The 24,579-nt window shown below is 72.0% G+C and carries 26 protein-coding genes; 13 read left to right on the top strand and 13 right to left on the bottom strand.

Annotation, left to right across the window (positions count from 1 at the left end; genetic code table 11):
* Positions 1 to 141: 141 nt before the first annotated feature.
* Positions 142 to 2,067 (top strand): AMP-dependent synthetase/ligase, encoded by a 1,926-nt coding sequence (locus tag ACZ4UU_RS14170; protein WP_468039685.1) that lies wholly within the window; start codon positions 142 to 144, stop codon positions 2,065 to 2,067.
* Positions 2,068 to 2,192: 125 nt separating this feature from the next.
* Positions 2,193 to 3,425, top strand: coding sequence for a glycoside hydrolase family 26 protein (locus tag ACZ4UU_RS14165; protein WP_468039683.1), 1,233 nt, complete (start codon positions 2,193 to 2,195; stop codon positions 3,423 to 3,425).
* A 32-nt stretch (positions 3,426 to 3,457) separates the two neighbouring features.
* On the opposite strand, the gene ACZ4UU_RS14160 is transcribed toward ACZ4UU_RS14165, so the two are convergent.
* From ACZ4UU_RS14160 to ACZ4UU_RS14125, 8 genes are all read right to left on the bottom strand, one after another.
* Complete coding sequence (locus ACZ4UU_RS14160; protein WP_468039682.1) at positions 3,458 to 4,597, bottom strand: GNAT family N-acetyltransferase; 1,140 nt, start codon at positions 4,595 to 4,597, stop codon at positions 3,458 to 3,460.
* Complete coding sequence (locus tag ACZ4UU_RS14155; RefSeq protein ID WP_468039680.1) at positions 4,594 to 5,268, bottom strand: YveK family protein; 675 nt, start codon at positions 5,266 to 5,268, stop codon at positions 4,594 to 4,596. The genes ACZ4UU_RS14160 and ACZ4UU_RS14155 overlap by 4 nt, the downstream gene beginning before the upstream one ends.
* A complete protein-coding gene (locus ACZ4UU_RS14150) occupies positions 5,265 to 6,410 on the bottom strand; it encodes a glycosyltransferase (RefSeq protein WP_468039678.1) in 1,146 nt (381 codons plus the stop codon). The genes ACZ4UU_RS14155 and ACZ4UU_RS14150 overlap by 4 nt, the downstream gene beginning before the upstream one ends.
* Entirely contained in the window at positions 6,407 to 7,198 is a 792-nt protein-coding gene (locus ACZ4UU_RS14145) for a polysaccharide deacetylase family protein (protein WP_468039676.1), read from the bottom strand. Before ACZ4UU_RS14145 ends, ACZ4UU_RS14150 begins: the two co-directional genes overlap by 4 nt.
* The gene (murJ, locus tag ACZ4UU_RS14140) at positions 7,188 to 8,909 is read right to left on the bottom strand and encodes a murein biosynthesis integral membrane protein MurJ (protein ID WP_468039674.1); all 1,722 of its coding nucleotides are present in this window, start codon (positions 8,907 to 8,909) and stop codon (positions 7,188 to 7,190) included. The genes ACZ4UU_RS14145 and murJ overlap by 11 nt, the downstream gene beginning before the upstream one ends.
* Positions 8,906 to 10,225 (bottom strand): O-antigen ligase family protein, encoded by a 1,320-nt coding sequence (locus tag ACZ4UU_RS14135; RefSeq protein WP_468040196.1) that lies wholly within the window; start codon positions 10,223 to 10,225, stop codon positions 8,906 to 8,908. The genes murJ and ACZ4UU_RS14135 overlap by 4 nt, the downstream gene beginning before the upstream one ends.
* A 69-nt stretch (positions 10,226 to 10,294) precedes the next feature.
* Entirely contained in the window at positions 10,295 to 11,761 is a 1,467-nt protein-coding gene (locus ACZ4UU_RS14130) for an exopolysaccharide biosynthesis polyprenyl glycosylphosphotransferase (protein ID WP_468039672.1), read from the bottom strand.
* Entirely contained in the window at positions 11,758 to 12,897 is a 1,140-nt protein-coding gene (locus ACZ4UU_RS14125) for a glycosyltransferase (RefSeq protein ID WP_468039670.1), read from the bottom strand. The genes ACZ4UU_RS14130 and ACZ4UU_RS14125 overlap by 4 nt, the downstream gene beginning before the upstream one ends.
* A gap of 192 nt (positions 12,898 to 13,089) precedes the next feature.
* Here ACZ4UU_RS14125 and ACZ4UU_RS14120 point away from each other — a divergent pair, with 192 nt between their 5' ends.
* On the top strand, positions 13,090 to 13,398 hold the full coding sequence (locus ACZ4UU_RS14120; RefSeq protein ID WP_468039668.1) for a hypothetical protein: 309 nt from the start codon (positions 13,090 to 13,092) through the stop codon (positions 13,396 to 13,398).
* A gap of 357 nt (positions 13,399 to 13,755) precedes the next feature.
* Here the strand turns inward: ACZ4UU_RS14120 and ACZ4UU_RS14115 are convergent, their stop codons facing one another.
* The 4 genes from ACZ4UU_RS14115 to ACZ4UU_RS14100 form a co-directional block, all read right to left on the bottom strand.
* Positions 13,756 to 14,076, bottom strand: a complete 321-nt coding sequence (locus ACZ4UU_RS14115) for a hypothetical protein (RefSeq protein ID WP_468039667.1) — start codon at positions 14,074 to 14,076, stop codon at positions 13,756 to 13,758.
* A gap of 61 nt (positions 14,077 to 14,137) precedes the next feature.
* Positions 14,138 to 14,458, bottom strand: coding sequence for a hypothetical protein (locus tag ACZ4UU_RS14110; protein WP_468039665.1), 321 nt, complete (start codon positions 14,456 to 14,458; stop codon positions 14,138 to 14,140).
* A gap of 62 nt (positions 14,459 to 14,520) precedes the next feature.
* Positions 14,521 to 14,856 carry a hypothetical protein gene (locus ACZ4UU_RS14105; protein ID WP_468039663.1) on the bottom strand — a complete coding sequence of 112 codons (336 nt, stop codon included), beginning with the start codon at positions 14,854 to 14,856 and terminating at the stop codon, positions 14,521 to 14,523.
* Between the two features lie 388 nt (positions 14,857 to 15,244).
* Complete coding sequence (locus ACZ4UU_RS14100) at positions 15,245 to 15,637, bottom strand: hypothetical protein (RefSeq protein WP_468039661.1); 393 nt, start codon at positions 15,635 to 15,637, stop codon at positions 15,245 to 15,247.
* 238 nt (positions 15,638 to 15,875) lie between these two features.
* Here ACZ4UU_RS14100 and ACZ4UU_RS14095 point away from each other — a divergent pair, with 238 nt between their 5' ends.
* From ACZ4UU_RS14095 to ACZ4UU_RS14075, 5 genes are all read left to right on the top strand, one after another.
* Positions 15,876 to 16,598, top strand: a complete 723-nt coding sequence (locus ACZ4UU_RS14095; protein WP_468039659.1) for a glycoside hydrolase family 16 protein — start codon at positions 15,876 to 15,878, stop codon at positions 16,596 to 16,598.
* A 123-nt stretch (positions 16,599 to 16,721) separates the two neighbouring features.
* Positions 16,722 to 17,339: a vitamin K epoxide reductase family protein gene (locus ACZ4UU_RS14090; protein ID WP_468039658.1), complete on the top strand. Its 618-nt coding sequence runs from the start codon at positions 16,722 to 16,724 to the stop codon at positions 17,337 to 17,339.
* Positions 17,340 to 17,429: 90 nt separating this feature from the next.
* On the top strand, positions 17,430 to 17,921 hold the full coding sequence (locus ACZ4UU_RS14085) for a tyrosinase family oxidase copper chaperone (protein WP_468039656.1): 492 nt from the start codon (positions 17,430 to 17,432) through the stop codon (positions 17,919 to 17,921).
* Entirely contained in the window at positions 17,905 to 18,765 is an 861-nt protein-coding gene (locus ACZ4UU_RS14080; protein WP_468039654.1) for a tyrosinase family protein, read from the top strand. The genes ACZ4UU_RS14085 and ACZ4UU_RS14080 overlap by 17 nt, the downstream gene beginning before the upstream one ends.
* Before the next feature lie 63 nt (positions 18,766 to 18,828).
* Positions 18,829 to 19,428 (top strand): DUF2087 domain-containing protein, encoded by a 600-nt coding sequence (locus ACZ4UU_RS14075; protein WP_468039652.1) that lies wholly within the window; start codon positions 18,829 to 18,831, stop codon positions 19,426 to 19,428.
* Between the two features lie 37 nt (positions 19,429 to 19,465).
* Here ACZ4UU_RS14075 and ACZ4UU_RS14070 read toward each other — a convergent pair whose 3' ends face one another.
* Complete coding sequence (locus ACZ4UU_RS14070) at positions 19,466 to 20,425, bottom strand: D-2-hydroxyacid dehydrogenase family protein (protein WP_468039651.1); 960 nt, start codon at positions 20,423 to 20,425, stop codon at positions 19,466 to 19,468.
* 167 nt (positions 20,426 to 20,592) lie between these two features.
* On the opposite strand from ACZ4UU_RS14070, the gene ACZ4UU_RS14065 reads away from it, so the two are divergent.
* The 5 genes from ACZ4UU_RS14065 to ACZ4UU_RS14045 all read left to right on the top strand — a co-directional run bounded on the left by ACZ4UU_RS14065 (position 20,593) and on the right by ACZ4UU_RS14045 (position 24,556).
* Positions 20,593 to 21,549, top strand: a complete 957-nt coding sequence (locus tag ACZ4UU_RS14065) for an NAD-dependent epimerase/dehydratase family protein (RefSeq protein ID WP_468039649.1) — start codon at positions 20,593 to 20,595, stop codon at positions 21,547 to 21,549.
* Positions 21,550 to 21,652: 103 nt separating this feature from the next.
* Complete coding sequence (locus ACZ4UU_RS14060; protein WP_468039647.1) at positions 21,653 to 22,444, top strand: SDR family NAD(P)-dependent oxidoreductase; 792 nt, start codon at positions 21,653 to 21,655, stop codon at positions 22,442 to 22,444.
* Positions 22,445 to 22,512: 68 nt separating this feature from the next.
* The gene (locus tag ACZ4UU_RS14055) at positions 22,513 to 22,854 is read left to right on the top strand and encodes a hypothetical protein (protein ID WP_468039646.1); all 342 of its coding nucleotides are present in this window, start codon (positions 22,513 to 22,515) and stop codon (positions 22,852 to 22,854) included.
* Positions 22,851 to 24,203 carry a hypothetical protein gene (locus ACZ4UU_RS14050; protein WP_468039644.1) on the top strand — a complete coding sequence of 451 codons (1,353 nt, stop codon included), beginning with the start codon at positions 22,851 to 22,853 and terminating at the stop codon, positions 24,201 to 24,203. The genes ACZ4UU_RS14055 and ACZ4UU_RS14050 overlap by 4 nt, the downstream gene beginning before the upstream one ends.
* Complete coding sequence (locus tag ACZ4UU_RS14045) at positions 24,200 to 24,556, top strand: hypothetical protein (protein ID WP_468039643.1); 357 nt, start codon at positions 24,200 to 24,202, stop codon at positions 24,554 to 24,556. Before ACZ4UU_RS14050 ends, ACZ4UU_RS14045 begins: the two co-directional genes overlap by 4 nt.
* Positions 24,557 to 24,579 lie beyond the last annotated feature (23 nt).

Below are 24,579 nucleotides of genomic sequence, written 5' to 3'. Positions count from 1 at the left end.
GGGGGGTGGTCGTACAGCAACGTACCGAGGCGGACGTGCCTTCCGACGCGCCTTGCCCGCACTTTGCGTGAACCATTGACCTTCCCTTACGCATGAGTAAGTTGACTCCCCAGTAAGTACGACTGGTACCCGGGAGCCGCCATGGGCGTACGCAAGGATCTGAAGCGGGCGAAGCAACGCACCGACCTGATGGACCGCACCAGGGTCGAGGTCGTCAAGGACGCCGACGGCGTGGTCCGCGAGGCCCGCACGCCACCCCTCGCCCCGCACGTCACCACCGGCAGCATCGCCGACCTGCCCTTCACCAACGCGGCCGAGGCCCCCGGGGCGGTGGTCCTCCGTCGGGAGCGGGCGGGTACCTGGCAGCCCGTGACGGCCGCGGCCTTCGCCCGTGAAGTCTCCGCCGTGGCGGCCGGGTTGATCGCGGCCGGTCTGGAACCGGGCGGCCGGGTCGCCGTGATGTCCCGCACCCGCTACGAGTGGACGGTCCTCGACTTCGCCGTCTGGGCCGCCGGTGGCCAGACCGTCCCCGTCTACGCCACCTCCTCCGCCGAGCAGGTGGAGTGGATCGTCCGCGACTCCGGCGCCCGCCACGTCGTCACCGAGACCGCCGAGAACACCGCCACGGTGACGAGGGGGACGGCGGGGCACGAACAGGCCCCGCCCATCTGGGAGTTGGACGCGGGCGCGCTCGCCGACCTCACCGCTCTGGGCCGTGACGTCCCCGACGAGGAGGTCACCAAGCGCCGTACGGCACTGACCCCCGACACCATCGCGACCGTCTGCTACACCTCCGGCACCACCGGCAGACCGAAGGGCTGCGTCCTCACCCACGCCAACCTGTACGCCGAGGCGGCCAACACGGTCGAACTCCTGCACCCCATCTTCAAGGAGGTCACCCACCAGACCGCCTCGACCCTCCTCTTCCTCCCCCTCGCCCACATCCTCGGCCGCACTCTCCAGATCGCCTGCCTGATGGCCCGCATAGAGATCGGCCACTGCCCGAGCATCAAGCCCGACGAACTCCGCCCGGCCCTACGGAAATTCCGCCCCACCTTCGTCGTCGGAGTCCCGTACCTCTTCGAGAAGATCCACGACACCGGACGGGCGACGGCCGAGAAGATGGGCCGCGGCGCCTCCTTCGACCGAGCCGACCGCATCGCCGTCCGTTTCGCCGAGGCCCACCTGAACAAGTTCCTGGGCACGGCCCCGGCCAAGGGTCCCACCCCCGGTCTCTACGCCGCCTGGGCCCTCTACGACCTGCTGGTCTACCGCCGCGTCCGCAAGGAACTCGGCGGCCGCCTGCGCTACGCCATCAGCGGCGGCTCCCCCCTCGACCGCGACCTCAACCTGTTCTTCTACGCCGCCGGCATCATCGTCTACGAGGGCTACGGCCTCACCGAGACGACGGCCGCCGCCACCATCGTCCCGCCCCTGAAGCCCCGCCCCGGCACCGTCGGCCAACCCGTCCCCGGCACGGCGGTTCGCATCGCCGACGACGGCGAGGTCCTCATCAAGGGCGGCATCGTCTTCGGCGCCTACTGGAACAACCCCGCCGCCACCGACGCCGTACTCCAGGACGACTGGTTCGCCACCGGCGATCTCGGCTCCCTCGACGAGGACGGCTACCTCACCATCACCGGCCGCAAGAAGGACATCCTCGTCACCTCCGGCGGCAAGAACGTCTCCCCGTCGGTCCTGGAGGACCGCCTGCGCAGCCGCCCCCCGATAGGCCAGTGCCTCGTCGTGGGCGACAACCGGCCCTTCGTCGCCGCCCTGATCACCCTCGACCCGGAGGCCATCACCCACTGGCTGGCTGTACGCAAACTCCCCGCCGACACCCCTCTTTCCGAGCTCCTCGCGGACCCCCGTCTGCGAGCCGATGTCCAAAAGGCCGTCGACCACGCCAACGAGGCCGTCTCCCGCGCCGAGTCGATCCGCGCCTTCGCCCTGGTCGAGGGCGAGTTCACCGAGGACAACGGGATGCTGACGCCGTCGATGAAGGTGAAGCGGCAGGCGGTGATGGGGGCGTATGCGGGGGAGATCGAGGCGTTGTACGAGAGGTGAGGTGGGGGGTGGGGTGGGGTGAGGGGGGCCATTCGGGTGCGTCCGGTTGGTGAAATGTGAGCGTATATGACTATGTATCAGGTGCGGAAGGAGCTCCGAAGGCGTAGCCGTACCAAGGAGGACGCATGGCCCCTGCCTCTCGTCGGACCGTTCGCCGCGGGACGGCGTTCCTCGTCGCCGGCTTGGTCGGGGTGGCCGCCCTGGGGCCGGGGGTGGCCTTCGCGGTCTCCTCCGACCAGCCGTCGCCCCCGGGCGGTGCCCACTCCCCGCCGGGAGCCGTCGCGCGCGGCCCGGCGTTCGGGGCGTACCTGCACTACGGGCCCGCCGGTGTGCGGCGTATGCAGGAGCTCAGCCGTTGGCTGGACGGGCAGGAGCCGCGGGTGGGGCACACCTATCTGCCGGGGGACGTGTGGCACAACATCGAGGGGGCGCCCGGGTTTCTCGACAGCTGGGCCGGCTGGCGGCGGGCCAAGGCAGAGCGGATGCTCGTGCTCAACGTGCCGATGATGGAGCGCAACGAGGAGAACGTGCCCGACGCCGAGGTGCGCGAGCTGCTGCGGCTCGGCGCGGACGGCGCGTTCGACGAGCACTTCAGGGTGCTGGCCGAACGCCTGGTCGACCTGGGCGTGCCGGACACGGTCATCGTGCTCGGCTGGGAGATGAACGGCCTCAGCTACACCCACCGCTGCGCCCCCGACCCGGACAGCTGGAAGCGGTACTGGAAGCGCATCGTCGGCGTCATGCGAGCGGTCGACGGCCAGCACTTCAGGTTCGACTTCGCCCCGAGCCGCGGCATGGACGCGATCCCCTGGCCCGAGTGCTACCCCGGCGACGACGTCGTCGACATCATCGGCATGGACGCCTACGACCAGCCGCGCGGGATGAGCTTCGACGAACAGGTCTCCGAGCCCTACGGCCTCCAGCACCACGTGGACTTCGTACGCGGGCACGGCAAGCCGATCTCGTATCCGGAATGGGGCCTGTTCCACAACGGCGACAACATCACGTACATGCTGCGCATGCTCGCCTGGATGGACGAGCACAAGCCGCTGTACAACACCATCACCGACTACTGCCCGCACGGCGTGTGGCTGTGCTCCGAGAACCCGCGTGCCTCCGCCCTGTACCGCGCCCTGCTCTCCACCCCGACCACCCCACGGCCGAAACCGGGGCCGCCGGTTTCGTTCCCGAACCGGCCCACGACCCAGGCCCAGCCACCGCGGCCGGCATCGACGCCGGCATCCACGCCGACGCCCATGCCCTCGCAGCTGCCGCGCTGCACCCCGCTGGAGCTCGCGAAATGGCTGAAGCACCAGGTCGGCGGGGAACTCCGCGCCTGTGTGAAGTGGCCTGAGTGAAGGGACCGGGACCGAGTGAGGGGGGAACGGAGCTACTGCTGTTCCGCCTGTTCCGCCTGTTGCGACTGTTCCGGCTCGCGGCGCAGCATCCGCTTGACCCGCTGTCGCGCACCCGCCTGCGCGACGACCGCCGCCAGCAGCGGAGCGGTGCGGCGCCGGGCCAGCAGCAGGCGCTGGTTGACGACCCTCTCGGGGTGCCAGCGGTACTTGTACGGCTCGTCACCGCGCAGCAGGCTCAGCACCCGGTGTCCGTCGACCGACGTGAGGTGTTCGGTGGAGGCGTGCAGCAGCATCGCCGCCACGTCCACCTTCCGTTCCCGCAGCTGCGGATGGAAGCCGTAGAGGTAGGTGCCCGCCAGACCTCCCGGCCGTCCCGACAGCAGGTTCAGATTGACCGCCACCACCGTGCCGTCGAGCAGGAACTCCATCACCGCCGCCTGCCCGGACCGGGTCATCGGCGCCGCTGAGCGGACCAGGTGCTCCAGGAAGCGCGGCCGCGCGTGCTCCGACGACATCCGTCTGCCCTGCCATTGCAGGCGGTGCAGTGCGAGCAGCCGACGCAGCGCGGCGTCGGTGTCGTCGCCGCACACGAGGCGCCACTCGATGCCGAGCCGCGCGAGCCGGTTCACCTTGTTGCGGACCCGCTGGGCGTGCCGTGACGACAGCCGCCCGACCAGCTCGTCCATCGGTACGGCGGGCAGCTCCAGGCACACCGAGTCGGGCAGCCGGTGCCGCGGGCCGCGCCAGCACAGGTAGACACGTTCCATCGCGCCGCCCGGCCGCACCTCACGGAAGTCGACCAGGGCGGTGCGCGCCAGCTCCGCCAGCGCGTCCGCGAGCGCCCCGGCGGCCGGAGCGGCCACCTCGTCGTCGATGAGCACATCGCAGATGTCGGTGATGGCACCGCCCATCGGCACCAGCGCCGGCAACGGCCGCCGTACCTGCATCAGCGGCGCCGCCGCAACCAGCGCACCGCCCTTGCGCACCAGCACCAGCCGCAGCCGGCCCGGCCTGCCGTACGACTGCCACCACGAGTGCAGCCAGGCATGGCTCTGGAACGCGGTCGCGGACGGGCACGCGCCGTGCAGGCGTTCCCAGTCGCCGGCCAGCTCCGCGAAGGCGCGCTCGTCGGTGCACACCTCCACCGACAGCGCGCGCCCGTACCCGCTCACCCAAGCGTCCCGCGGGCGTCGGCGGCGCCTGCCGGGCCGGGGACCGAGGCGTGGCTCTGGTCGTCGTCGTCCTCCGGGGTACGCCGCGGCCGGGCCAGCAGGGCGAGGCCGCCCAGCAGACCGCCGGCGCCGGCACCCACCAGCGAGGCCAGCGCCGGGGACGCGGACGACGGCTCGGTGGGCTTCAGGGCACGGGAGAGGCGTTCGAGCCGGATGCCGGTGCGCGAACGGCTGTGGTCCGCCTCCGTGATCAGCGCACGGGACACGGCGTTGGCGATGTCGACGGCCTGCGAGGGCTTCGACGCGGTCGCCGACACCGCCACCATCGGCGCGTCCGGCGAGGTCGCCACGTCCACGCTCTCGCGCAGCGTCGAGACCGGTACCCCCGCCCACACCTGGGCGTCGCCGAGCACCGCGAGCTGCGTGGCCACCCGGCCGTAGGCCTGCGCGAAGCCGAGCGCGTCGGTGCAGTCGGCCTCGGTCGTGCCGTTCGGGACGGCGACGACGGAGCTGGTCGCCGTGTACTGCGGGGGTCTCAGCTGACCGTAGGCGCCACCGGCCGCGGCACCGACCAGCGCGGCGGCCGGCAGCCACCACCATGAGGCCAGCCGTGTCACGCGAAAGCGCGGACGGTCGGCCACCCGGGCACCCTCATCGGGGTTGTCTGTCATGAGGAACTCACTTCCAGGTTCGAGCCGGACAGAGCGTCCGTGTACAGATCCATCAACTGCCGCGCGGTACGCGCGATGTCATAGCGGCGTACGACGTCGGGGACGGTCCGCTCGTCCCGTCCCACCGCCGCCCGCAGCCGCAGCAGTTCCCGCGCGTACGCCTCGGCCCCACCCCGGACACGCCGGGCTCCGGGGGCCGCGTCCGGCGGCATGTCGTCGACGGCGGGGCAGCTCGCGTACAGCACGGGAAGCCCGGCCGCCAGCGCCTCGACCACGGCCAGGCCGAAGGCCTCCTCGGGTGACGGCGAGGCGAGCACGTCCATCGCGGACAGCAGGGCGGCGAGACCGGGCGCGTCGTCGCCGGGGAGGGACAGATACGGGCGCTCGCCCGCCAGCACCATCCGCTCGGCGACCCCGAGCCGCTGCGCGGTGCGCCGCAGCGCCGCCTCCTCGGGTCCGGCACCCACCAGCAGCAGCCGTACGTCGCCGGGCAGTTGGTGCAGCGCCCGCACCAGCACGTCGAACCGCTTGCCCGGGGTGAGGCGTCCCACGCCGCCGACGACGTACGCGTCCGCCGGCAGCCCGTGGAACGCCCGGGCCTGACTGCGGCGCCCCTCGTCGAAGCGGAACCGGGGCGCGTCGACGCCGTTCGGGATGACCCGGATGCGTGGCCCGGGCACACCCCAGTGCCGCAGCCGTTGCGCCACCGTCGGCGACACGGCGACCGTGGCGCGGCCGAGGCGCTCGCCGGCCAGGTAGAGGGCGCGCACACCCGAGGTCAGTGGCCGGCCCTCCAGCCGGCTCGTGCCGATCGAGTGCTCGGTGGCGACGACGGTCCGGACCCCCGCGAGCCGCGCCGCGATCCGGCCGTACAGACAGGCCCGGTACAGGTGGGTGTGCACCAGGTCGTAGCGGCCGGCGCGGATCAGCCGGGTGAGGCGGGGCAGCGCGTCGACGTCACGGTTGCCGCTCATCCCGAGATGCGCGACCCGGACGCCGTCGGCGGCCAGCCCGGCCGCGACGGAACCGGGGTTGGTCAGCGTCACCACGTCGCACTGCGCGGGCAGGTGCCGCAGCAGCAGCCGCAACTGCTGCTCCGCGCCGCCCACTCCGAGGCCGGTGATGACGTGCAGGGCCTTCACACGGCCTCCAGGGCGCGGCCGTAGTACCGGGCCAGGCGGCGCTTGAGCTCCAGCCGCAGCGAGGTGTCCGCCTGCCCGAGGTGGATGCGGGGCAGCGCGAGGTCGCCGGCGCCGGCCGGGCCGTGGGAGATCGCGCAGGCGTAGCGGTAGCCGGCCCGGCGTACGGCGGCGACGACACGCTCGTCGAGACAGCCGTACGGGTAGCAGAAGCCGTCGACGTCGCCTCCGGTGAGGGCGGCGAGCCGCTGCCGGCTCTCGTCGACCTCGGAGTGCAGCGCCTCGTCGGTGGCCCTGGTCAGGTTGACGTGGGTCAGCCCGTGCGAGGCGACCTCCATGCCCGCGGCCACGGCACGGCGGACGTCGGCCACGTCGAACAGCGGTTTGCGCGGGCCGGTCGGCTCCCAGGAGTTCTCGCCGCCGAGCCGCCCGGGCAGGACGAACACGGTGGCCGAGAAGCCCCAGCGGTGCAGCACGGGCACCGCGTGGGTGAGGAAGTCGGTGTACCCGTCGTCGAAGGTGAGTCCGACCAGGCCGCGCTCGGCACCCCGGGCGCGCGCCGCGAGCAGTTCCCGGACGCTCACCCCGCGCAGTCCGCGGGCCGCGAGCCAGCCGAGTTGCCGGTCCAGGCGATCGGGCGTGACGGTGACGTTGTACGGGTCGTCCCGGCAGTCGGAGACGGAGTGGTACATGGCCACCCAGGCGGCGGAACCACTTCTCGGGCGTCCCCCCGCGACCGGGTCGGGATCGGGTTCGGCCGCGCGTGGGGCGGCGGAGATGTCAGCGACCATGGCGAAGCTTTCGGGTGAGGGAGCTGCGGACGGAGTGCGTGACGGGAAGCAGAAGGGCCCGGACGCCCGCCGCGTCGAGGATCCAGGCCAGCGACAGGAAGACGACGGTCGCGCAGGCGCAGCCGACGGCGAGGGCGGCCGTGGGGGAGTCGAACAGCCCCCCGCAGAACAGCCCGGCTCCGGCGGCGCACACGGCCGCACGCACCGGCCGCGACAACTCGGCGACGACCGACCCGACCCGCACGGGCACGCTGCGCGGCCCCAGCCCCTTCAGCAGCACAAGTGCCGTGAGGGTGATGCCGGCCGCGTTGGCCGCGGCGAGACCGCGTGCGCCCCACGGGTCCACGGCCCAGGCGCCGATGACGGCGGTGGCGAGCGCGCCGGCCCCCATGGCGAGCAGCGGGAACCAGGTGGTGCGGCCGGTCGAGAAGTACGACCGCACCAGCGCCCCGACCAGCGTGTGCCCGAGCAGCCCCACCGCGTACACCCGCATGACGGCGGCGGTCGCCGCGGTGTCCTCGGCGGTGAACGCGCCGCGCTGGAAGAGGAGTTGGACGATCTGCGGGGCGCCGGCCACGACCACGGCGGCGCCGAGCAGCACGAGGCAGCCCATCAGCGTCAGGTCCCGTTCGACCCGGTCCCGGGCCCGCCGCAGGTCGCCCTCGGCGATGGCCCGCGCCACCACCGGGAAGGTGACGACGCACACCATCATCGCCAGCGACATCGGCAACTGGGCGACCTTCTGGGCGTAGTTGAGGTGCGAGATGGCACCGGCGGGCAGCCCGGAGGCGAAGTAGCGCTCGATGAGGACCTGCGACTGCCGGCACAGGGTGAACAGCAGGACCGCGCAGACCAGGGCCGGCACGAGCGTCCGGCCGCCGTCCTCGCCGTACTCGGCGTCCCCGTCGTACCCGGAGACCGGCGCGAAGCGGCCGGGTCCCCGGCCCTCGGCGATCCGCCGCCACAGGGTCGGCGCCTGTACGGCGGCCATGACGCACCCGCCGATCGCGACACCGAGCGCGGCGGCCCGTACGCCCCAGCGGTCGGCGAGCACGAACATCGTCGCGATGATCGCGAGGTTGTAGGCGATGTAGATGGCGCCCGGCGCGAGATAGTCGCGGTGGGCCCGCAGCGCCGCGCTGAAGTACCCGGCGAGCCCGAAGCTCAGGACACAGGTCGCCGTCAGCCGGGTGCAGGACACGGCCAGGGCCGGGTCGGGCAGGCCGGGCGCGAGCACGGCCACCACCTGCGGGGCCAGCGCCGCGAGCACGGCGGCCGAGCCGGCGAGGACCAGGCACAGCCGCGGCAGCGAGGCCGTGACCAGGGCGCGCACGGGGTCGGGCGCGTCCGCGCCACGGGCCCGCCGAGCCAGCGCCACGCTGAACGCGGGCACGAGCACGAACGCCATCCCGTCCTCGATCAGCAGCGTGGACGCCAGCTCCGGCAGCGTCCACGCGACGAGGAACGCGTCGCTGTCCACCCCGGCCCCGAACAGGTGGGCGAGCGTCTGGTCCCGCCCGAGTCCGAGGACCGCCCCGGCCATCGACAGCGCGGCGGAGAGCAGCGTCGCCCTGGCGAGGAAGCGCCGCGAGGGCGCCCCGGTCCGCCGGACGGTCGGCGGGTCGGGACGGACGCCGTCGGCGACGGGCGGGGCGCCCCCGCCGGACGCCTGCTCGGGGGCGCTCGCGGTCGTGGCCGGGCGGGGCCTCATCGCGGGCCCGATTCCGTGGTCGGTGCCGTGTCCCGGTCGGGGGCCAGGGCCCACCAGGCGGCGAGGCCGAGGCAGATCCCCGCGAGGATGGTGGAGGGCCCGCCGATGTCGGCGTACAGGAAGTTGACGAGCTGCCACAGCAGCAGCCCGCACGCCGGGAGCGCGCAGTCCCGCACGGCGCGTCCGTCGCGCCGCAGCCGGCGCAGCGCGATCACCAGCAGGGCGAGCCAGCTGCCCGCGAACGCGAGCAGGCCCAGCATGCCCTGTTCGCTGAGGATCAGCAGGTACATGTTGTGCGGGGAGAGCAGCGGCTGGCGGCGGAAGGCCTGGCCGGCTCCGGCCGTGTCACTTCCCGACGACAGCGCGAGCGAGGCATGGCCGTCCCGGTGCGCGGGGAAGGCCTTCAGGCCGACGCCCGTCATCGGATGCCCACGCCACATCTCGCCCGCCGCGGCCCACATCGTGTACCGGTCGACGACCGACTGGTCCGGCGCGTCGGTGACCTGGGTGACGCTGGTCAACCGCTCCTGCAAGGTCGCCGCGCCCAGGCCGAGCCCGCCCACCAGCACCACCGCGGCCGCGGCCGCCGCCGCGAACACCTTCACCGCCCGGCGCACCCCGACCAGCAGCAGCTGGGTCCCGCAGGCGAACGCCGTGGCGATCCAGGCGCCCCGGCTGAAGGACAGCGCGAGCGGCACGAGCAGGGCCAGCGCGCACACGGCCGCGGCCAGCCGCTCTCGCCGCGCCCGCGTGCCGAGGGCGAGTCCGGTCGCGGCCACGACGCCGAACGCCACGACGGTCGCCATCCCCATCACGTCGGACGGCCCGAACGTGCCCACCGCGCGGATGTCGGCCCCCTGGTACAGGGCCCCGGTCCGGGTGAGGTTCTGGTGCACCCCGATGGCCCCCTGCCACAGCGCGAGGCCGACCAGGGACCACAGCACCAGCCGGGCGCCCCGCCGGTCGCGCACCAGCAGCAGCACCGCCACCGGGACGAGCACGAACACCTGGAGGTAGCGGGCCAGTCCGGTGAGCGTGTCACTGGTGGTCAGCGCCCCCGTCGCGGCGACCGCGACGCCCACCACGGGCAGCCCGAACAGCACCGCCGCCGTCCGGGTCAGCGGACGCCGGGCCCCTCGCACGGCCCGGACTAGCGCACACAGCACGACCAGTCCCGAGGCGGCGTCGGCGGGCGTGGCCGAGCCGCCCGGCGTGACCGGCAGCCCCAGCAGCACGACGACCGCGAGGACCGGCAGTACGGACAGCAGGGACGGGGCGGACAGGGCGGACCGGACGGGGAGGCCGGTCAGGCGCAGCGGGGCCCGCGGCTGCGGCCGGGGCGGCGCGAGCGGGGGAGAGGCCGTGGGGGAAGTACTCACCGGTGCTCAGCTCCCTGTCGGCCGGACGAACTGGGTCACCGTGCGCAGCAGGATGCAGATGTCCTGCCACAGCGACCAGTTGTCGATGTAGGCGTTGTCGTAACGGCACCGGTCCTCGATCGAGGTGTCACCGCGCAGCCCGTGGATCTGCGCGAGTCCGGTGATCCCGGTCCGCATCCGGTGGCGGGCCGGATAGCCAGGGTGGGCCTGGCTGAACTTGGCGACGAAGTAAGGCCGTTCGGGCCGCGGACCGACCAGGCTCATGTCGCCGCGGAAGACGTTCCACAGCTGGAGCAGCTCGTCCAGCGAGGTGCGCCGCAGGAAGTGGCAGAACGGGCTCATGTCCTGCTCGTTCGCCACGCTCCAGCGGGTCGCCGCCTCGTGCGCGCTGGCCGGCCGGTGGGTGCGCAGTTTCAGCATCGTGAACGGCCGACCGTCCTTGCCGATCCGCTCCTGCCGGAACACCACACCGGGCCCGTCCATGATCCGCAGCACGGCCGCGCACACCAGCAGCACCGGCCCCGCCAGCACCAGCAGCAGACCCGAGAACACCACGTCCAGCACTCGCTTGCCCGCGGTCCCGCGCCGCTGTCCGCCCTGCGGCCCGAGCAACCTGCGCGGGAACCCGGCCAGATGCCCCGCCCTCCGACTGCGCCCACCGAGGCCGTACGACGGCGGATCCGCGTCCAGCTCCCACAGCACACAGCCGTACGCGGCCAGCCCCCGCAGCACGGCGGCATTCTCCGTCCGGGTGGCGGCCCCCACGACGAGTACCGTCTCCACCCCGTTCTGGATCACCGCCCGCCGCGCGTCCTGCGCCGTGGTGAGCACCGGCAGCCCGGCCTCGTCGTCGGCGTCGCCGAGGACGTCCAGGTCGTCGGCGAGCAGCCCCACCGGCCGTACGCCACAAGCCGGTTGGCGCAGCAGCGCGGCCGAGACCAGCCGGGCCACCGCGAGCGGACCGACCACCAGGGCCGGACAGGGCCGCCGCCGCAGCGCCCGGCGCCGCCGCGCGTGCACCGCCTCACGGCCCGCACAGGCCGCGAGACAGTGCACGGTGATCGCGGCGACCAGCACGGCCGGCGGGAGCGAGCGCAGCGGGGAGACCGCCACGACCGCCGCCCAGCCGACGGCGATCCGGCCGCAGACGGCGGGGAGTTCGTCGAGTACGCCGGGGACGACGAGGGTGTCGTACAGCGTGGCCCGGCGGTTCATCCCGATCACACCGAGGACGAGCACCACGATGACCGGCGAGAACCGGTGCGGTGCGGGCAGGACCAGCACCGCGGCCGACAGCGCGGCCCCGCCGTCCACCAGCCACAGCGGCGCACGGGAGCCCGGCCGCGGACGACGCGAGCCGCGCCCGGAGCCCGCCCGGCGACCGGCGGCCCGGCCGCGCGGGTCGACAACGGTGACGGCGTCCTGCGCCGTCCGCCGCTGCCCCGGCGACGCGACGGTGCTCTCCGCGGTCATGTGGTGACGCACTCCCTGCCCCCGTTCGGTTCGACGACTCTCGTGGTGGCGAGGCCGAGCAACTCGCGGTAGACGTCGGTCACCGCGTCCGTGGCGTGCCGCAGAGCGTGGCGGGCGAGCACATGCGCCCGGGCCTGAGCGCCCAGCGTCACGCGCAGTGGCTCGTCGAGCAGCAGCGCCGTCAGCGCCCGGGCCAGCGCCTCGGGGTCCTCCGGCGGCACCGGACAGGTCGGCGGACGGCCGGGCGGAAGGCTCTCGACCGCCCCGTCCACGTCCGTGACGACGACCGGCCGGCCGCACGCCATGGCCTCCAGCGGGGCGAGCGCCATGCCCTCCCAGCGGGACGGCAGCACCACGACGTCCGCGGCCCGGTACCAGCGCGCGGTGTCGGCCGTCGCGCCGGCGAACTCCACCGACCCGGGCGCACCCGCGCGCAGCCCGTCCGCGTCCGGACCGTCACCGACCAGCACCAGCCGCGCGCCCGGCACTTGCCGCACCACCTCGGGCCAGCCCGCCAACAGCACGTCCTGCCCCTTCTGACGGCACAGCCGGCCCACGCACACCACGAGCGGGCCCGCCCCCGATCGCGCGCGGTCCCCCTCCGGCCGGAACCGGAAGGTGTCCACCCCGTTGGGGACCACCCGCCACGGGGCGTCGATGCCGGACCGCACTCCGGTGCGCCGCTCGGCCTCGCTCACGCACAGCACGCGTGTCGCCCACCGGGCCCCGAACCGCTCCCAGCCCAGCGCCAGTCGCGCGACGACTCCGTCCGCGGCCTCGAACGACCAGGCGTGCGGCTGGAATACGGTCGGCAGAGCGCCGCGCACCGCCAGCCGGGCCGCGAGACCCGCCTTCGCGCTGTGCGCGTGCACCAGGTCCGGCCGCACCCCGCGCACCACGCGCGCCAACTGCCGTACCTCGCCCGGGAGTCGGAGCCCCGGTGCGCGGGACGTGTCCCAGCGGACCACCGCGCAGTCCAGCGCCCTGAGTTCGTCCGTGAGCGTGCCGCCCTCCGGACAGGCCACGGACACCCGCATTCCCGCGGCGAGTTGAGCCGCCACCAGATCCGCCACGACCCGCGCGACACCGCCCTCGACGGGCTGTGTGACATGCAGGATGTGCGGCGCAATGCGCATGACCGAGGCTGCCCTTTCGAATAAAGACACTTATCCATACTTATCTGAGAAGCGGTCAAGTGTGGGGGAACGGTGGTGTTTTCGGAGTTGTTTCATTCGCGGGACCACCCATTTGGCGCCACGAGGGTTTCCAGAGGGATCCGCTCTCGTTAGCCCAAGAGAACCGAGACCGTGTAATTCCTGGAAAGGAACATGATGAAGAACCTCAAGGCTGCTGCCGTCGTCGCCGGCTCCCTCGCCATCGCCGGTGCCACCGCGTCCGGCGCCGCCGCGGTGGACATGCCGTCGTCGGGCCTCGTCGAGAACGGGAAGACGGTCGCCCGCAGCCTCCCCTCGGCCGCCAAGGTGCCGACGGGCTACGTGGGGAACAACGTGAAGCGCACCGCGGACAAGGTGAAGAAGGGCGTGGAGTCGCAGGGCATGGTGAAGACCCCCGTCTTCGGCGGCGCCCTGCCGAACCCCGTCGACGGTCGGCTGCTCGGCGGACTCCCGATCAAGTAGCAGGTCCGGCGGCCCCTCGTTCCTTTCTGCCGCGCCGTTGGCCTTCGGCTCGATGACCAGGGCCGGCTCCGAGTCGATCGGAGCCGGCCCTTCGGTGTGTACGGACCGCATTGGTCACGTGCGGCGGAGTGCGATTGCCTTTTGGTATTCCGGTTGGGCCGAACGGAGGACTCTGGGTGACCACGGAGGGAACAGCTGCGTTGAACCCGGTGAACGGGCGCTCTTTCCTCCTTGCCGGCGCTCTTGACCGTGGGCCCTGTCTGACGCTGACGCAGACAGGGCCCACGGTCTTTGTTTGCACAAATGCCGAGGGCGGTCCGCCGGAATTCCGGCGGACCGCCCTCGGGCGAAGACTGCTCAGAACAGGAAGCCGCCCCTGTACGCGGCGTTCTGCGCCTGGTCGATCTTGGCCGTGTTGCAGGCCGCGTAGTGCGAGTTCGGAGCAGCGACACCGCCGAGGACGGCGCCGTTCGACCACGGGGCGAGGCAGCGAGCGTCGAGCAGGGCGCCGTTCACGACGGCGATGCCCTGCTGCGGTTCGTTCACGACGACCGGGGACGTCGAGAAGCCGCTGCCGCCCTTGACCGTGGTGGTGTCACCGTCGGCCGCGGCGGTGCCACCGGTCGCGAGGACGATGCCCGCGGCGATGGCGGAGATGGCCGTAACCTTCTTACGCATGAGTTGAGCCTTTCCGGGCTGCGTTCGGGATTTACCTGCTCCGAATTGCTCGGAGCAGGAGTCAGAACAGGAAGCCGCCCTTGTACTGGGCGTTCTGCGCCTGGTCGATCTTGGCCGTGTTGCAGGAGGCGTAGTGCGAGTTCGGTGCGACCACGCCGCCGAGGACGGCACCGTTCGACCACGGCACGGCACAGCGCAGGTCGACGACCGTGCCGTTCACGATGGCGACGCCCTGCTGGGGCTCGTTCACGACAACGGGGGACGACGAGAAACCGGTGCCGCCCTTGACCGTGGTGGTGTCGGAGTCGGCGGCCGCGGTGCCGCCGGTCGCCAGGGCGATGCCTGCCGCGAGCGCGGAGATGGCCGTAACCTTCTTACGCATGAGTTCCGCCTTTCGGGCTGCGTTGGGGTAATTCACCTGCTGCGAATAGTTCGGAGCAGCGGTCAGAACAGGAAGCCGCCCGAGTACGGGGCGTTCTGCGCCTGGTCGACCTTGGCTGTGTTGCAGGCGGCGTAGTGCGAGTTCGGTGGCACGACGCCGCCGAGGACGGCACCGTTCGACCAGGGGGCGAGGCAGCGACCGTCGACGACAGTGCCGTTGACGACGAGGACGCCCTGCTGAGGAGCGTTCACGACGACGGGGGACTGGGAGAAGCCGTCACCGCCCTTGACGGTGGTGGTCTTGCCGTTGCCGTCGTACTCGCCGGCGGAGGCAAGGCCGGCGGTGCCGACGACGGTGCTGAGGGCGAGGGCCGTGATGACCGCGAACTTCTTGGGCAACTCGGTTCCTTCCTGAATTCACGGTTGCGCACGCTTACGAAAAGGAAACCCGTATATGCATGCATAAGTCACGGCGGGAACAATCAAACGCGGCCAGATTCCTTCGGATGGCGCAACGTGTGAAATCTGCGGTGCGACGGGCCGAATAGAGCGGCCGGAACGCCGCCGACATGCGTCCGGCCCACCGGCGGGTGAGGGCCGGTGGGCCGGACGGATGATGCACGGCGGCCAGTGGGTGCGGGCCGCCGTTGTACGGAGACCGGGTCGCCGGTCCGGATTCGGTATCCGGGCCTGCCTGTGGTCTCCGGTTGTCGAGAACCGGATCAGAGTCTCAGAATTCCGGGGCCGGCATACGCCGGTACGGCCGACTCAAAGGGGTGCCGGGTCGTCACTTGTTGGGAAGCAGGGTGCCGAGGCCGGTGGCCGTCGGCGCGTGCAGCGGGTGGATCTGTACCTCGCCGCTTCCGGCCGGGTTCTTCACCGGAATGGTGGGCCTTTTGGCGGCATTCGGGTCCATGCCGTCCAGGTAGACACCGGACATGCCGCCCGACTTGTTCTTGTCGAACGCGCTGCCCTTGGCGACACCGCCGTCCCGGGCCAGTCGCGTCACCACGTCGGCCGCGGGCACGACCGCAGGCGCCACCTTGGTCGGGGACATGAGCCCGCCGATCGGACTGGTGGAAGCGCCCGAACCCCCGGCGGCGACCGCCGCTGCGGCGGAGCCACCCACAAGACCCGCACCGATGGCCAACGCCGCAGTGGTGAAAACTGCCTTCTTCATGATTCACCTCGCTTGAAAGTACCTCTGATCCGACGGTTGGAGAACATAGCAGTCCAAGGGCCCTGTAAAAGCGACGCGTTACTCCATACGCATGAAAGTCGGTCGAGTGAAGAATGTAATGCGCAGGAGGATTCCGGGGGATTGACATCTGGTCGGAAAGATGAATTTCGGAATTGTCTGCCCGGGTCTCCGTCGCGCCGGTCCGGTCCGAGACGTCCCGCGGCCTACCCTCGCCGCCATGACCACCTACAGCGACACGTCCACGCCGAGCGCACCCCCTGGCAGGTCGCTCGTCTGGTCGGAGGAGTTCGACGGCCCGATCGCCTGGGGCACCAAGTGGGTCGGCGACAGATCGAGCGCCTACCGCTACTGCGACCACAACCCGGACGACAACAAGCTGGACTGGCTCGACCCCCGCTGTGTCACCGTCCGCGACGGGGTGGCCACCTTCACCGCCGTACCGGCCGGCCGCACCCTCGAGAACGGCCGGCCGGCCTGGCACACCGGCCTGCTCACCACCGAGTACTCCGCCGAGGGCTTCCAGGTGCGGACCGGGGACCACGTCGAGACCCGTGTCCGACTGCCCGCCGGGACCGGAGCCTGGCCGGCGCTGTGGACCTGGAAGGGCGGCGGGAACGAGGTCGACTCCTTCGAGTACCACCCGGACAACCCGCATCTGCTGGAGCTGTCCAACCACGTCCGGCACGCCGCGAACTACTACACCGACCCCGACGCGATCGGCCCGGACCGCTGGGTGACCATCGGCACCGGCTACGGCGCGCACCGCGTCGACTGGTACGTCAACGGCGAGCACGTCTTCTGCGACGGCACCGGCGTCGGCCCCGGCTGGTCGGCGTATCTGATCCTCAACCTGTCGCTGAGCGCGGGCGAGCACCATCCGTCCCCCTGCGGTCCGGCGCCCATCACCTTCGACGTCGACTTCCTCCGCGTCTACCGCTGACCGCACCGCATCCGGCCGCCCCTCACCGCCCGGTCCCCCGATCGGGCGGATGGCCGCCGCCATGTCGGCCGGACGGGGGAGCGTACGCGGGGAAGTTCCGCGGGCCGTCGATAAGGTCGCGCGGTGGCCCCTGACTCGAGCGACTCCGCACGGCCGATCCGCCCGACCGCCGGTGGCAGCCGCGCGTTCGCCCTGCTGCTGGTGGTCTGCGGGGCGGCCGGACTGCTGGCCTCCTGGGTCATCACCCTCGACAAGTTCAAGCTGCTGGAGGACCCGGACTTCACACCGGGGTGCAGCCTCAACCCCGTGGTGTCCTGCGGCAGCGTCATGGAGAGCGACCAGGCCGAGGCCTTCGGGTTCCCCAACCCGATGCTGGGGTTGGTGGCCTACGGCATCGTCATCTGTGTCGGCGTCAGCCTGCTGGCCGGGGCCACGTTTCCACGCTGGTACTGGCTGACCTTCGCGGCCGGCTGCCTCTTCGGCGTCGGGTTCGTCTCCTGGCTCCAGTTCGAGTCCCTGTACCGGATCGACGCCCTGTGCCTGTGGTGCTGCCTGGCCTGGCTCGCGACGATCCCGCTCTTCTGGTACGTGACGTCCTTCGTCGTACGCCACGACTTCCTGCCCGCGCCGGACCCCGTGAAGACGTTCTTCTCGGAGTTCACCTGGGTGCTTCCGGTACTGCACATCGGGATCGTCGGCATGCTGATCCTGACCCGCTGGTGGGACTTCTGGACCAGCTGACCATTGCACCGTATGGGCGCTTCGGCGGTGACCGTGGAGGGCCCCGCACGGTTACTCGTACGAACAGCCGAACCGTACGAGGAGTGAGCGATGGCCGTCAGCGCAGACGGAGTGTCGGTGGGTGCGGTGCAAGGGGCGGGCACCCCGGTGCAGAGCGAGCCGGAGAGGCGGACACGGCGGGAGGTGGCGCGGGTGCTGCTCGCCGCCGTCGCGCTCACCCCGGTCGTCACCGCTTCCCGGCCCGCACGGCCCGCGGACGTGCAGCCGGACACCGGCACCCCCTTCGACGAGACCTACCGCGGCCGCCGCATCCAGGGCGCCCCCCTTCCCCTCCAGGGCCTCTCCGCCCTCGGAGCCGAGTGGCAGGTCACCGTGGACGGCCGGCCGCTGCATCTGATGCGCCGTGCCGACGGCACCTGGCTCAGCATGGTCGACCACTACAGCTGGTACCGGACGCCGCTGGAGGCGACCCGCGCCGCCGTCGACGAACTCGGCCCCCTGCGGCGGCTGCGTGACCTGGCCCCCGGGCCGTTCGACGGCGGGCACCCGCACGGGGAGGCACAGCATGGTGTACGTGCGTAAGAACGTGAGCAAGCTGACGCGCACCGAGCGGCGGCGGTTCGTCGAGGCACTGCTCGAGGTCAAACGGAGCGGCGAGTACGACGAGTTCGTACGGCTGCACATCGAGCACTTCCGCGGGGACGGCGACCGGGGCCTGCGCGCCGCCCACATGACGCCCTCCTTCCTGCCCTGGCACCGCCGGTTCGTGCTGGACCTGGAGAACGCGCTGCGCCGCGTCGACGACTCGGTGACGGTGCCGTACTGGGACTGGACCCGGGACCGTTCGACCACCGCGGTGCCGTGGACCGACGATCTGCTCGGCGGCAACGGGCGGTCCGTGGACCGGCAGGTGATGACCGGGCCGTTCGCCTACGCGACGGGCAACTGGACGCTCAGGGCGAGGATCACCAACGTCGAGTTCCTCACCCGGGACCTGGGCCGCTCGCGCCGGCCGATCGACCTGCCCACCCGGGACGATCTGAACTGGGCGCTGAAGGACCCCGTCTACGACGTCTCCCCGTGGGACTCGACGGTGACCAAGGGCTTCCGCAACAAGATGGAGGGGTGGGGCAGGAGCAACAACCCCTGGCGCAACCACAACCGGGTCCATCGCTGGGTCGGCGGCGCCATGCTCGGCGGCGCGTCCGTCAACGACCCCGTGTTCTGGCTGGTCCACGCCTTCGTCGACATGCAGTGGCAGCGCTGGCAGCGGCGCCACCGCAAACACCGCTATGCCCCGGCGAAACCGCCGGGCCGCAACAGCATCCAGTACGGCCGGATCGTCGCCCGCAACGAGAAGCTGCCGCCGTGGGACGTCACTCCGGACGAGCTGGAGGACATGTCCGGGATCTATCGGTACGGGTGAGGCCGGCCGGGTTCCGCGAAAAATCACTCAGCCCCGCGGGCCGGGGTCCACTAGCCTCCGGGCATGGCAACCGATCCGACGGAACAACTGGTCCGACTGTTCGCCGAGGAGAGCCGGGTGCGTGCCTTCGCGGCCGTGGCGCTGGGCGCGGGGAGCGCCGAGCAGGTCGCCCGGGCGGCGGGGCTGCCCGCGAAGGAGACGGCCTTGGCGCTGCTGCGGCTGCGGGAGCAGGGCGTGGTGACGACCGGAGCCGACGGGGAACTGGGCGTGGCGTACGGACTGCTCAAGGAGTACGCGCGAACCGCTGCCCGGCGGGAGCGCGGCGCCCCGGCCGCCGAGAGCCCGGTGACCGGGGAACAGCGGGCCGCCGACCCGGTCCTGCGGACCTTCGTCCGGGACGGCCGGCTGGTCCGGCTGCCCGCGCGGTGGACCCGTAAGAAGCTGGTGCTGCGGCACATCGCCGAACAGACCTTCGAGCCGGGTGTCGAGTACCCGGAGCGCACCGTCAACGAGAAGCTGCGCGCCTGGTGCGAGGACAGCGACGACATCGACCATGTGACGCTCCGGCGCTATCTGGTGGACCTGCACCATCTGCGCCGGAGCGAGGGCATCTACCGAAGGCCGGCCGCGACCGCGCCCGCCGAGGCCGCCGACATCGCCTGACCGCCGCCACCGGATCGCGGGGCCCCGGCAGCCGAGCTCAGGGCAGCCGCCGCACCGGTGAACCCGCCAGGTAAGCCTGGATGTCCTCGACCGCCTGGCCGTAGTACGTCGCGTAGTTGGCCTGCGAGACATAGCCCAGGTGGGGGGTGGCGAGCAGACGGGGAGCCGTGCGCATCGGGTGGTCGGCGGGGAGGGGCTCGATGTCGAAGACGTCCACGCCGGCGCCGGCGATACGGCCCTCGTGCAGGGCGCCGAGCAGGGCGTCCTGGTCGACGATCGCCGCGCGTGAGGTGTTGATCAGATACGCCGTCGGCTTGAGCAGGGCGATCTCGGCGGGCCCGAGGAGACCGCGGGTGCGGTCGCCGAGGGCGAGGTGGATCGAGACGAAGTCGCTGTCGGCGAGCAGGTCCTCCTTGGAGGCGGCCAGGTGGACGCCCACCTCGTCGGCGTACTCCTTGGTCAGGTTCTGGCTCCAGGCCGTGACATGCATGCCGAAGGCGAGGCCGACCCGGGCCACGCGGCTGCCGATCTTGCCGAGGCCGAGCAGTCCGAGGCGACGCCCGTGCAGGTCGGCGCCGACCGTCTGCTGCCAGGGGCCCCCGGAGCGCAGGGCGTTGCTCTCCTCGACGAGACCGCGGGCCAGGCCCAGCAGCAGGGCCCAGGTGAGTTCGACGGGCGGGGTCGAGGTGCTGGCCGTACCGCAGACCGTGACGCCGTGTGCCTCGGCGGCGGCGTAGTCGATGACGGTGTTGCGCATGCCGGAGGCGATGAGCAGCCGCAACCGGGGGAGCCGGGCGATCAGGGAGGCGGGGAAGGGGACACGCTCCCGCAGGGTGACCACGATGTCGAAGTCGGCGAGCGCCGCGGCCAGGCTGTCCTCGTCGGGGAAGTGGGTCGAGAACGGGACGACCTCCACGTCGTCCGCGAGCGGCGACCAGTCTGCGACCTCCGTCGCCACGTTCTGGAAGTCGTCGAGCACAGCACAGCGCAGCCGCACGGGGGTTCCTTTCCATGGCCGGGCCACCGACTGGACCGACTCTACGGAACGGGTCCGACAGTCGGGGTGCTGGGTGCGGCGAGCCCGGGCGTGATTGACCCGCGGCGGGTCCGTCACCGACTGTTGATCACGGCGCGCGGATCGGTCGGTCAGAGGGAGGCCCCACCTTGTCACCACGCATCCTCGTCACCGGAGGCAGCGGCTTCGTCGGCAGCCATGTCGTCGCGGCGGTAAGGGAGTCGGTACGGGAGTCGCCGGGCGGCGACACACCGCTCCCGCTCCGGCTCGTCTTACGCGATCCCGGGAGACTGCCGGACGCTCATGCCGAGGTGGCGGACGTCGTACGGGCCGACCTGGCCGATCCCGCGTCCCTGCGCGGTGCCTGCGACGGCGTCGACGTCGTCCTGCACTGCGCCTCGCACGTCGGCTCCGACGAACGGCTCACGGAGACCGTCAACGATCACGGCACCCGCGCCCTCGTCGAGGAGGCGACGCGCGCCGGGGTGGCCCGCGTCGTCTACGTGAGCACGGCCGCCGTATATGGACGAGGCCCCTTCACCGCCGCGCTCCCGGGCGGGCCACCGCTCGCACCGGCCTCACCGACCAGCCGTTCCCGCGCCGCCGCGGAGCGGCATGTGCTGGGCGCCGGCGGGGTCGTGCTGCGCCCGCACCTCGTGCTCGGGGCCGGCGACCGATGGGTGGTGCCCGGCCTGGTCACCGTGGTGCGACTGCTGTCAGCGCGCCTCAAGGGAAGCGCCGCCCGGCAGTCCGTCGTCGACGTACGGGCGTTGGGACGTGCGGTGCTCGCCGCCGGGCTGTCGGAGCGGGAACTGCCGGGCGTGCATCACGTCAACCACCCCGAGCCGGTCGGCACTTCGGAACTGCTCGACACGGTCGCCGACCTGCTCGACCCGCACCTGCCGGGCGCCCCGCTGGACGTCGACGAGGCCCGGACACGGCTCGCCGGGCAGCCGCGCGCACTGCACCACCTCGACATGCTCGCCGTGGACCACTGGTTCGCGGACGACGGCTTCTGGGCCGGGGTGGGGGTGGACCCCGGGGTGGGGTTCGCGCGAGGACTGACCGAACACGCGGAGTGGTACCGGCAGTTCCTGGACGGCTGACGGCTGACGGCTGACGGCTGACGGCTGACGGCTGAGGGCAGGCGCGCCGCCGCTTTTACGTATGCAGCACTCCCTCCCATACCTCTACGGACACAGGGTCTTCGTGAACATCGAACGCGCACTGACGGGCAAGATCGCACTGGTCACCGGGGCCGGGCGGGGCATCGGCCGGGCCATCGCCACCCGCCTCGCCCGTGACGGGGCGCTGGTCGGCGTCCACTACGGGCGCAGTGAGGCCGCCGCTCTGGAAGTCGTGGGCGAGATACGGCAGAGCGGCGGGCGGGCCTTCGCGCTCGGGGCCGAACTCGGGGTGCCGGGTGACGCCGCCGCCGTCTTCGAGGCCTTTGACGCCGGGTTGCGGGAGGAGTGGGGCGACGAGGGGGCGGGTGTGGAGGGCCCGTTGGACATCCTGGTGAACAACGCGGGGGCGAGCGGTTCGGGGTCGGTGGGGCAGGCGGTGCCCGAGGTCTTCGACCGCATGATCGCCGTCAACGCCAAGGCGCCGTTCTTCCTCGTGCAGAGCGCGCTGCCGCGGATGCGTGACGGTGGCCGTATCGTCAACGTCTCCTCCCTCGCCTCACGGCGTGCCTTTCCCGAGTCGCTGGCGTACGCCATGTCCAAGGGCGCGCTGGACACGATGACCCTGGCTCTGGCGAAGGAACTCGGCCCCCGCGGTATCACCGTGAACACGGTCGGGCCCGGGTTCGTCGAGACGGACATGAACGCCCGGCGCAGGACGACTCCCGAGGCGCGGGCCGCCCTGGCCGCACGGTCGGTCTTCGACCGGATCGGCAGGCCCTCCGACGTGGCGGACGTGGTGGCGTTCCTCGCCTCCGACGACTCCCGCTGGATCACCGGCCAGTATCTGGACGTCAGCGGCGGCACCGACCTGTGACAGCGTGACAGATTGCATCCGCAACTGGCATGCTCACGGTCGCGATCATTGTCGACATCGGGGGAGCGATGAGCACAGGGCCTGGAGGGTTCTCGGCACGAGCCGAGTCCATGGACGGCAGTTCGCATCTTCTGAACGAACTGGCCGGACTGCTGTACGCGGGGCGGATGGACGGGGAGAACGCCACGCAGTGCCGTGTGCCGCGCTCACATCCCCAAGTGGCCGGAGCCGTCGAGGACTTCGCCCGCTACGCACAGGATCAGTACGGCGACCTGGTGACGTTGCTGTCGGCGCTGTCGACCAGGCTGCGGTCGACGGGGAACGCCTACGTGCAGGCGGACGCGAACACGCAACGCGCCATGGACGACCTGCTCGACAAGGGCCGTTACATCGCGCCCGAGGACCGGTGAGCGCTGTGGCCCACCGTGCGGACGTGGAGTTCCTCGACGCGTCGAACCCACAGCTGATCGAACGGACCGCGGCCGAGTACGGCCGCCTGCACACCCTCCTGGCCTCGTGCGACGACGACTTCCGCAAGGCCGGGAAGGTCGAGTGGGAGAGCGAACACCGGGAGCGGTACACCAGGCGGCTGAGGGAGGCGCTCGATCTGGCGGAGCACCTCGCGGCCGCCTTCAGACGCGTACGCAAGGCGCTGGACGACTACGCCACGGCTGTCCAGCGGGCCAAGGGGTGCTACGAGAGCGGGCGGACCACCGAGGACCGGCTGGTCGAGGTGATGTCCCGGGAAGCACAGGCGATCACTCCCACGGCGCGCGCAGCCGAGCCGCTGCGCCAGTGGGAGGACCTGCGGGCCACGACCGGTTTCCTCGACTGGGCTGCCGAACTCACCGTCGACGTCGACGCGATCCGTGAAGAGGCCGAGCAGTACTACAACGCCACCAGGGACCACTACGGCGACGCCGAGCGTGTGGAGTCCGCGGCCCGGGAGGACTGCGTGCACGAGATACGCGCGGCCCTGCGGTCCCTGCCGGACTTCCGCGGTGGGGACAGCGGCTATCCGGCGCTGCTGGTCGGCGCCGTGGACGCGCTGCGCCGCGAGGTGAGCGAGGCCGGCCGCGACCCGAACACCCAGCTTCCCGGCACCGGCACGAAGGTCGACTCGATCCCGGGGGTGTCGGGCGACACGCCGGTCTCGCCGTCGCTCCAGCGCATACGGGACCGGCTCGCGCGTCTGCCGGAGGCGCAGGACCACTACCTGTATCTGCCGTCCGACGACGACGCCGGCCGCCGTCAGTACATCGCGGGCAACAAGGCGCTGATCAACGACGCCGCGCGGAGCTCCGGACTGCCGCCCGAGATGGTCGCGGGCATCGCCTGGATGGAGGTCGAGGGCGACCCTTCCTGGATCGACGAGGCCGCCTACGGGGTGCGTCGCCACATCCCCGGCACGGGGGAGGCGGACCAGACCTCCATGGGCCCGATCGCCATCCAGGTACGCCGGTCCGCCGAAGTCCTCGGCTACGACCCGGAGAACCTCACCGACGCCCAGCGCGAAGAGGTGGTCAACGCCTCCAAGGACCCGGGGCAGAACATCTACCTCGCCTCGGAGTACCTCGCCCAGCTCAAGGCCGAGAGCGAGTTCGCCGACGTTCCGCCCGAGCGGATGACGAGAGAACAGATGCAGGAGCTCGCGGCACGCTACAACGGCGGCCCCTACTACCGCAGCGACGACGCCCAGCGGTACGGCCGCGGGTTCGACGGCAACGTCGAGGACGCGAAGCGGGCACTGGAGTCGTGACCGTGTCCCCGGAGCCACGGGCCCCGCAGACCCCTCGGACGCCGAAGGCGTCGTCGCGGTCCTCGCGGCTGAAAGGCGCCGCCTGCGCGGCCCTGCTGCTCATGGGCTTCCTGGTATCGGGTGCCGCCACCGCCATCGCCTGTCTGTCCCACCCTCTCGGCCCCTGGGACCACCAGGCCTACGACCACATCCACCTCTTCGCAACCATCGCCCTCACCTGCGCCCTCCTCACCGCACCGATCACCGCGCTGGCGGTGGCACGCCGGTGGTTGCGGCCGTGGTGGCTCGTGGCGTGCGTGGCGCTGACGGTGGCGGCTTGGGGGCGCCTTACCGTGTTCCTTCCGGCGCGCTGAGGGGGCCGGCCGCGTCAGGGCGG

Source organism: Streptomyces sp. NPDC028907 (genome assembly GCF_055564995.1).
This window is presented reverse-complemented; position numbering and strand designations above follow the sequence as displayed.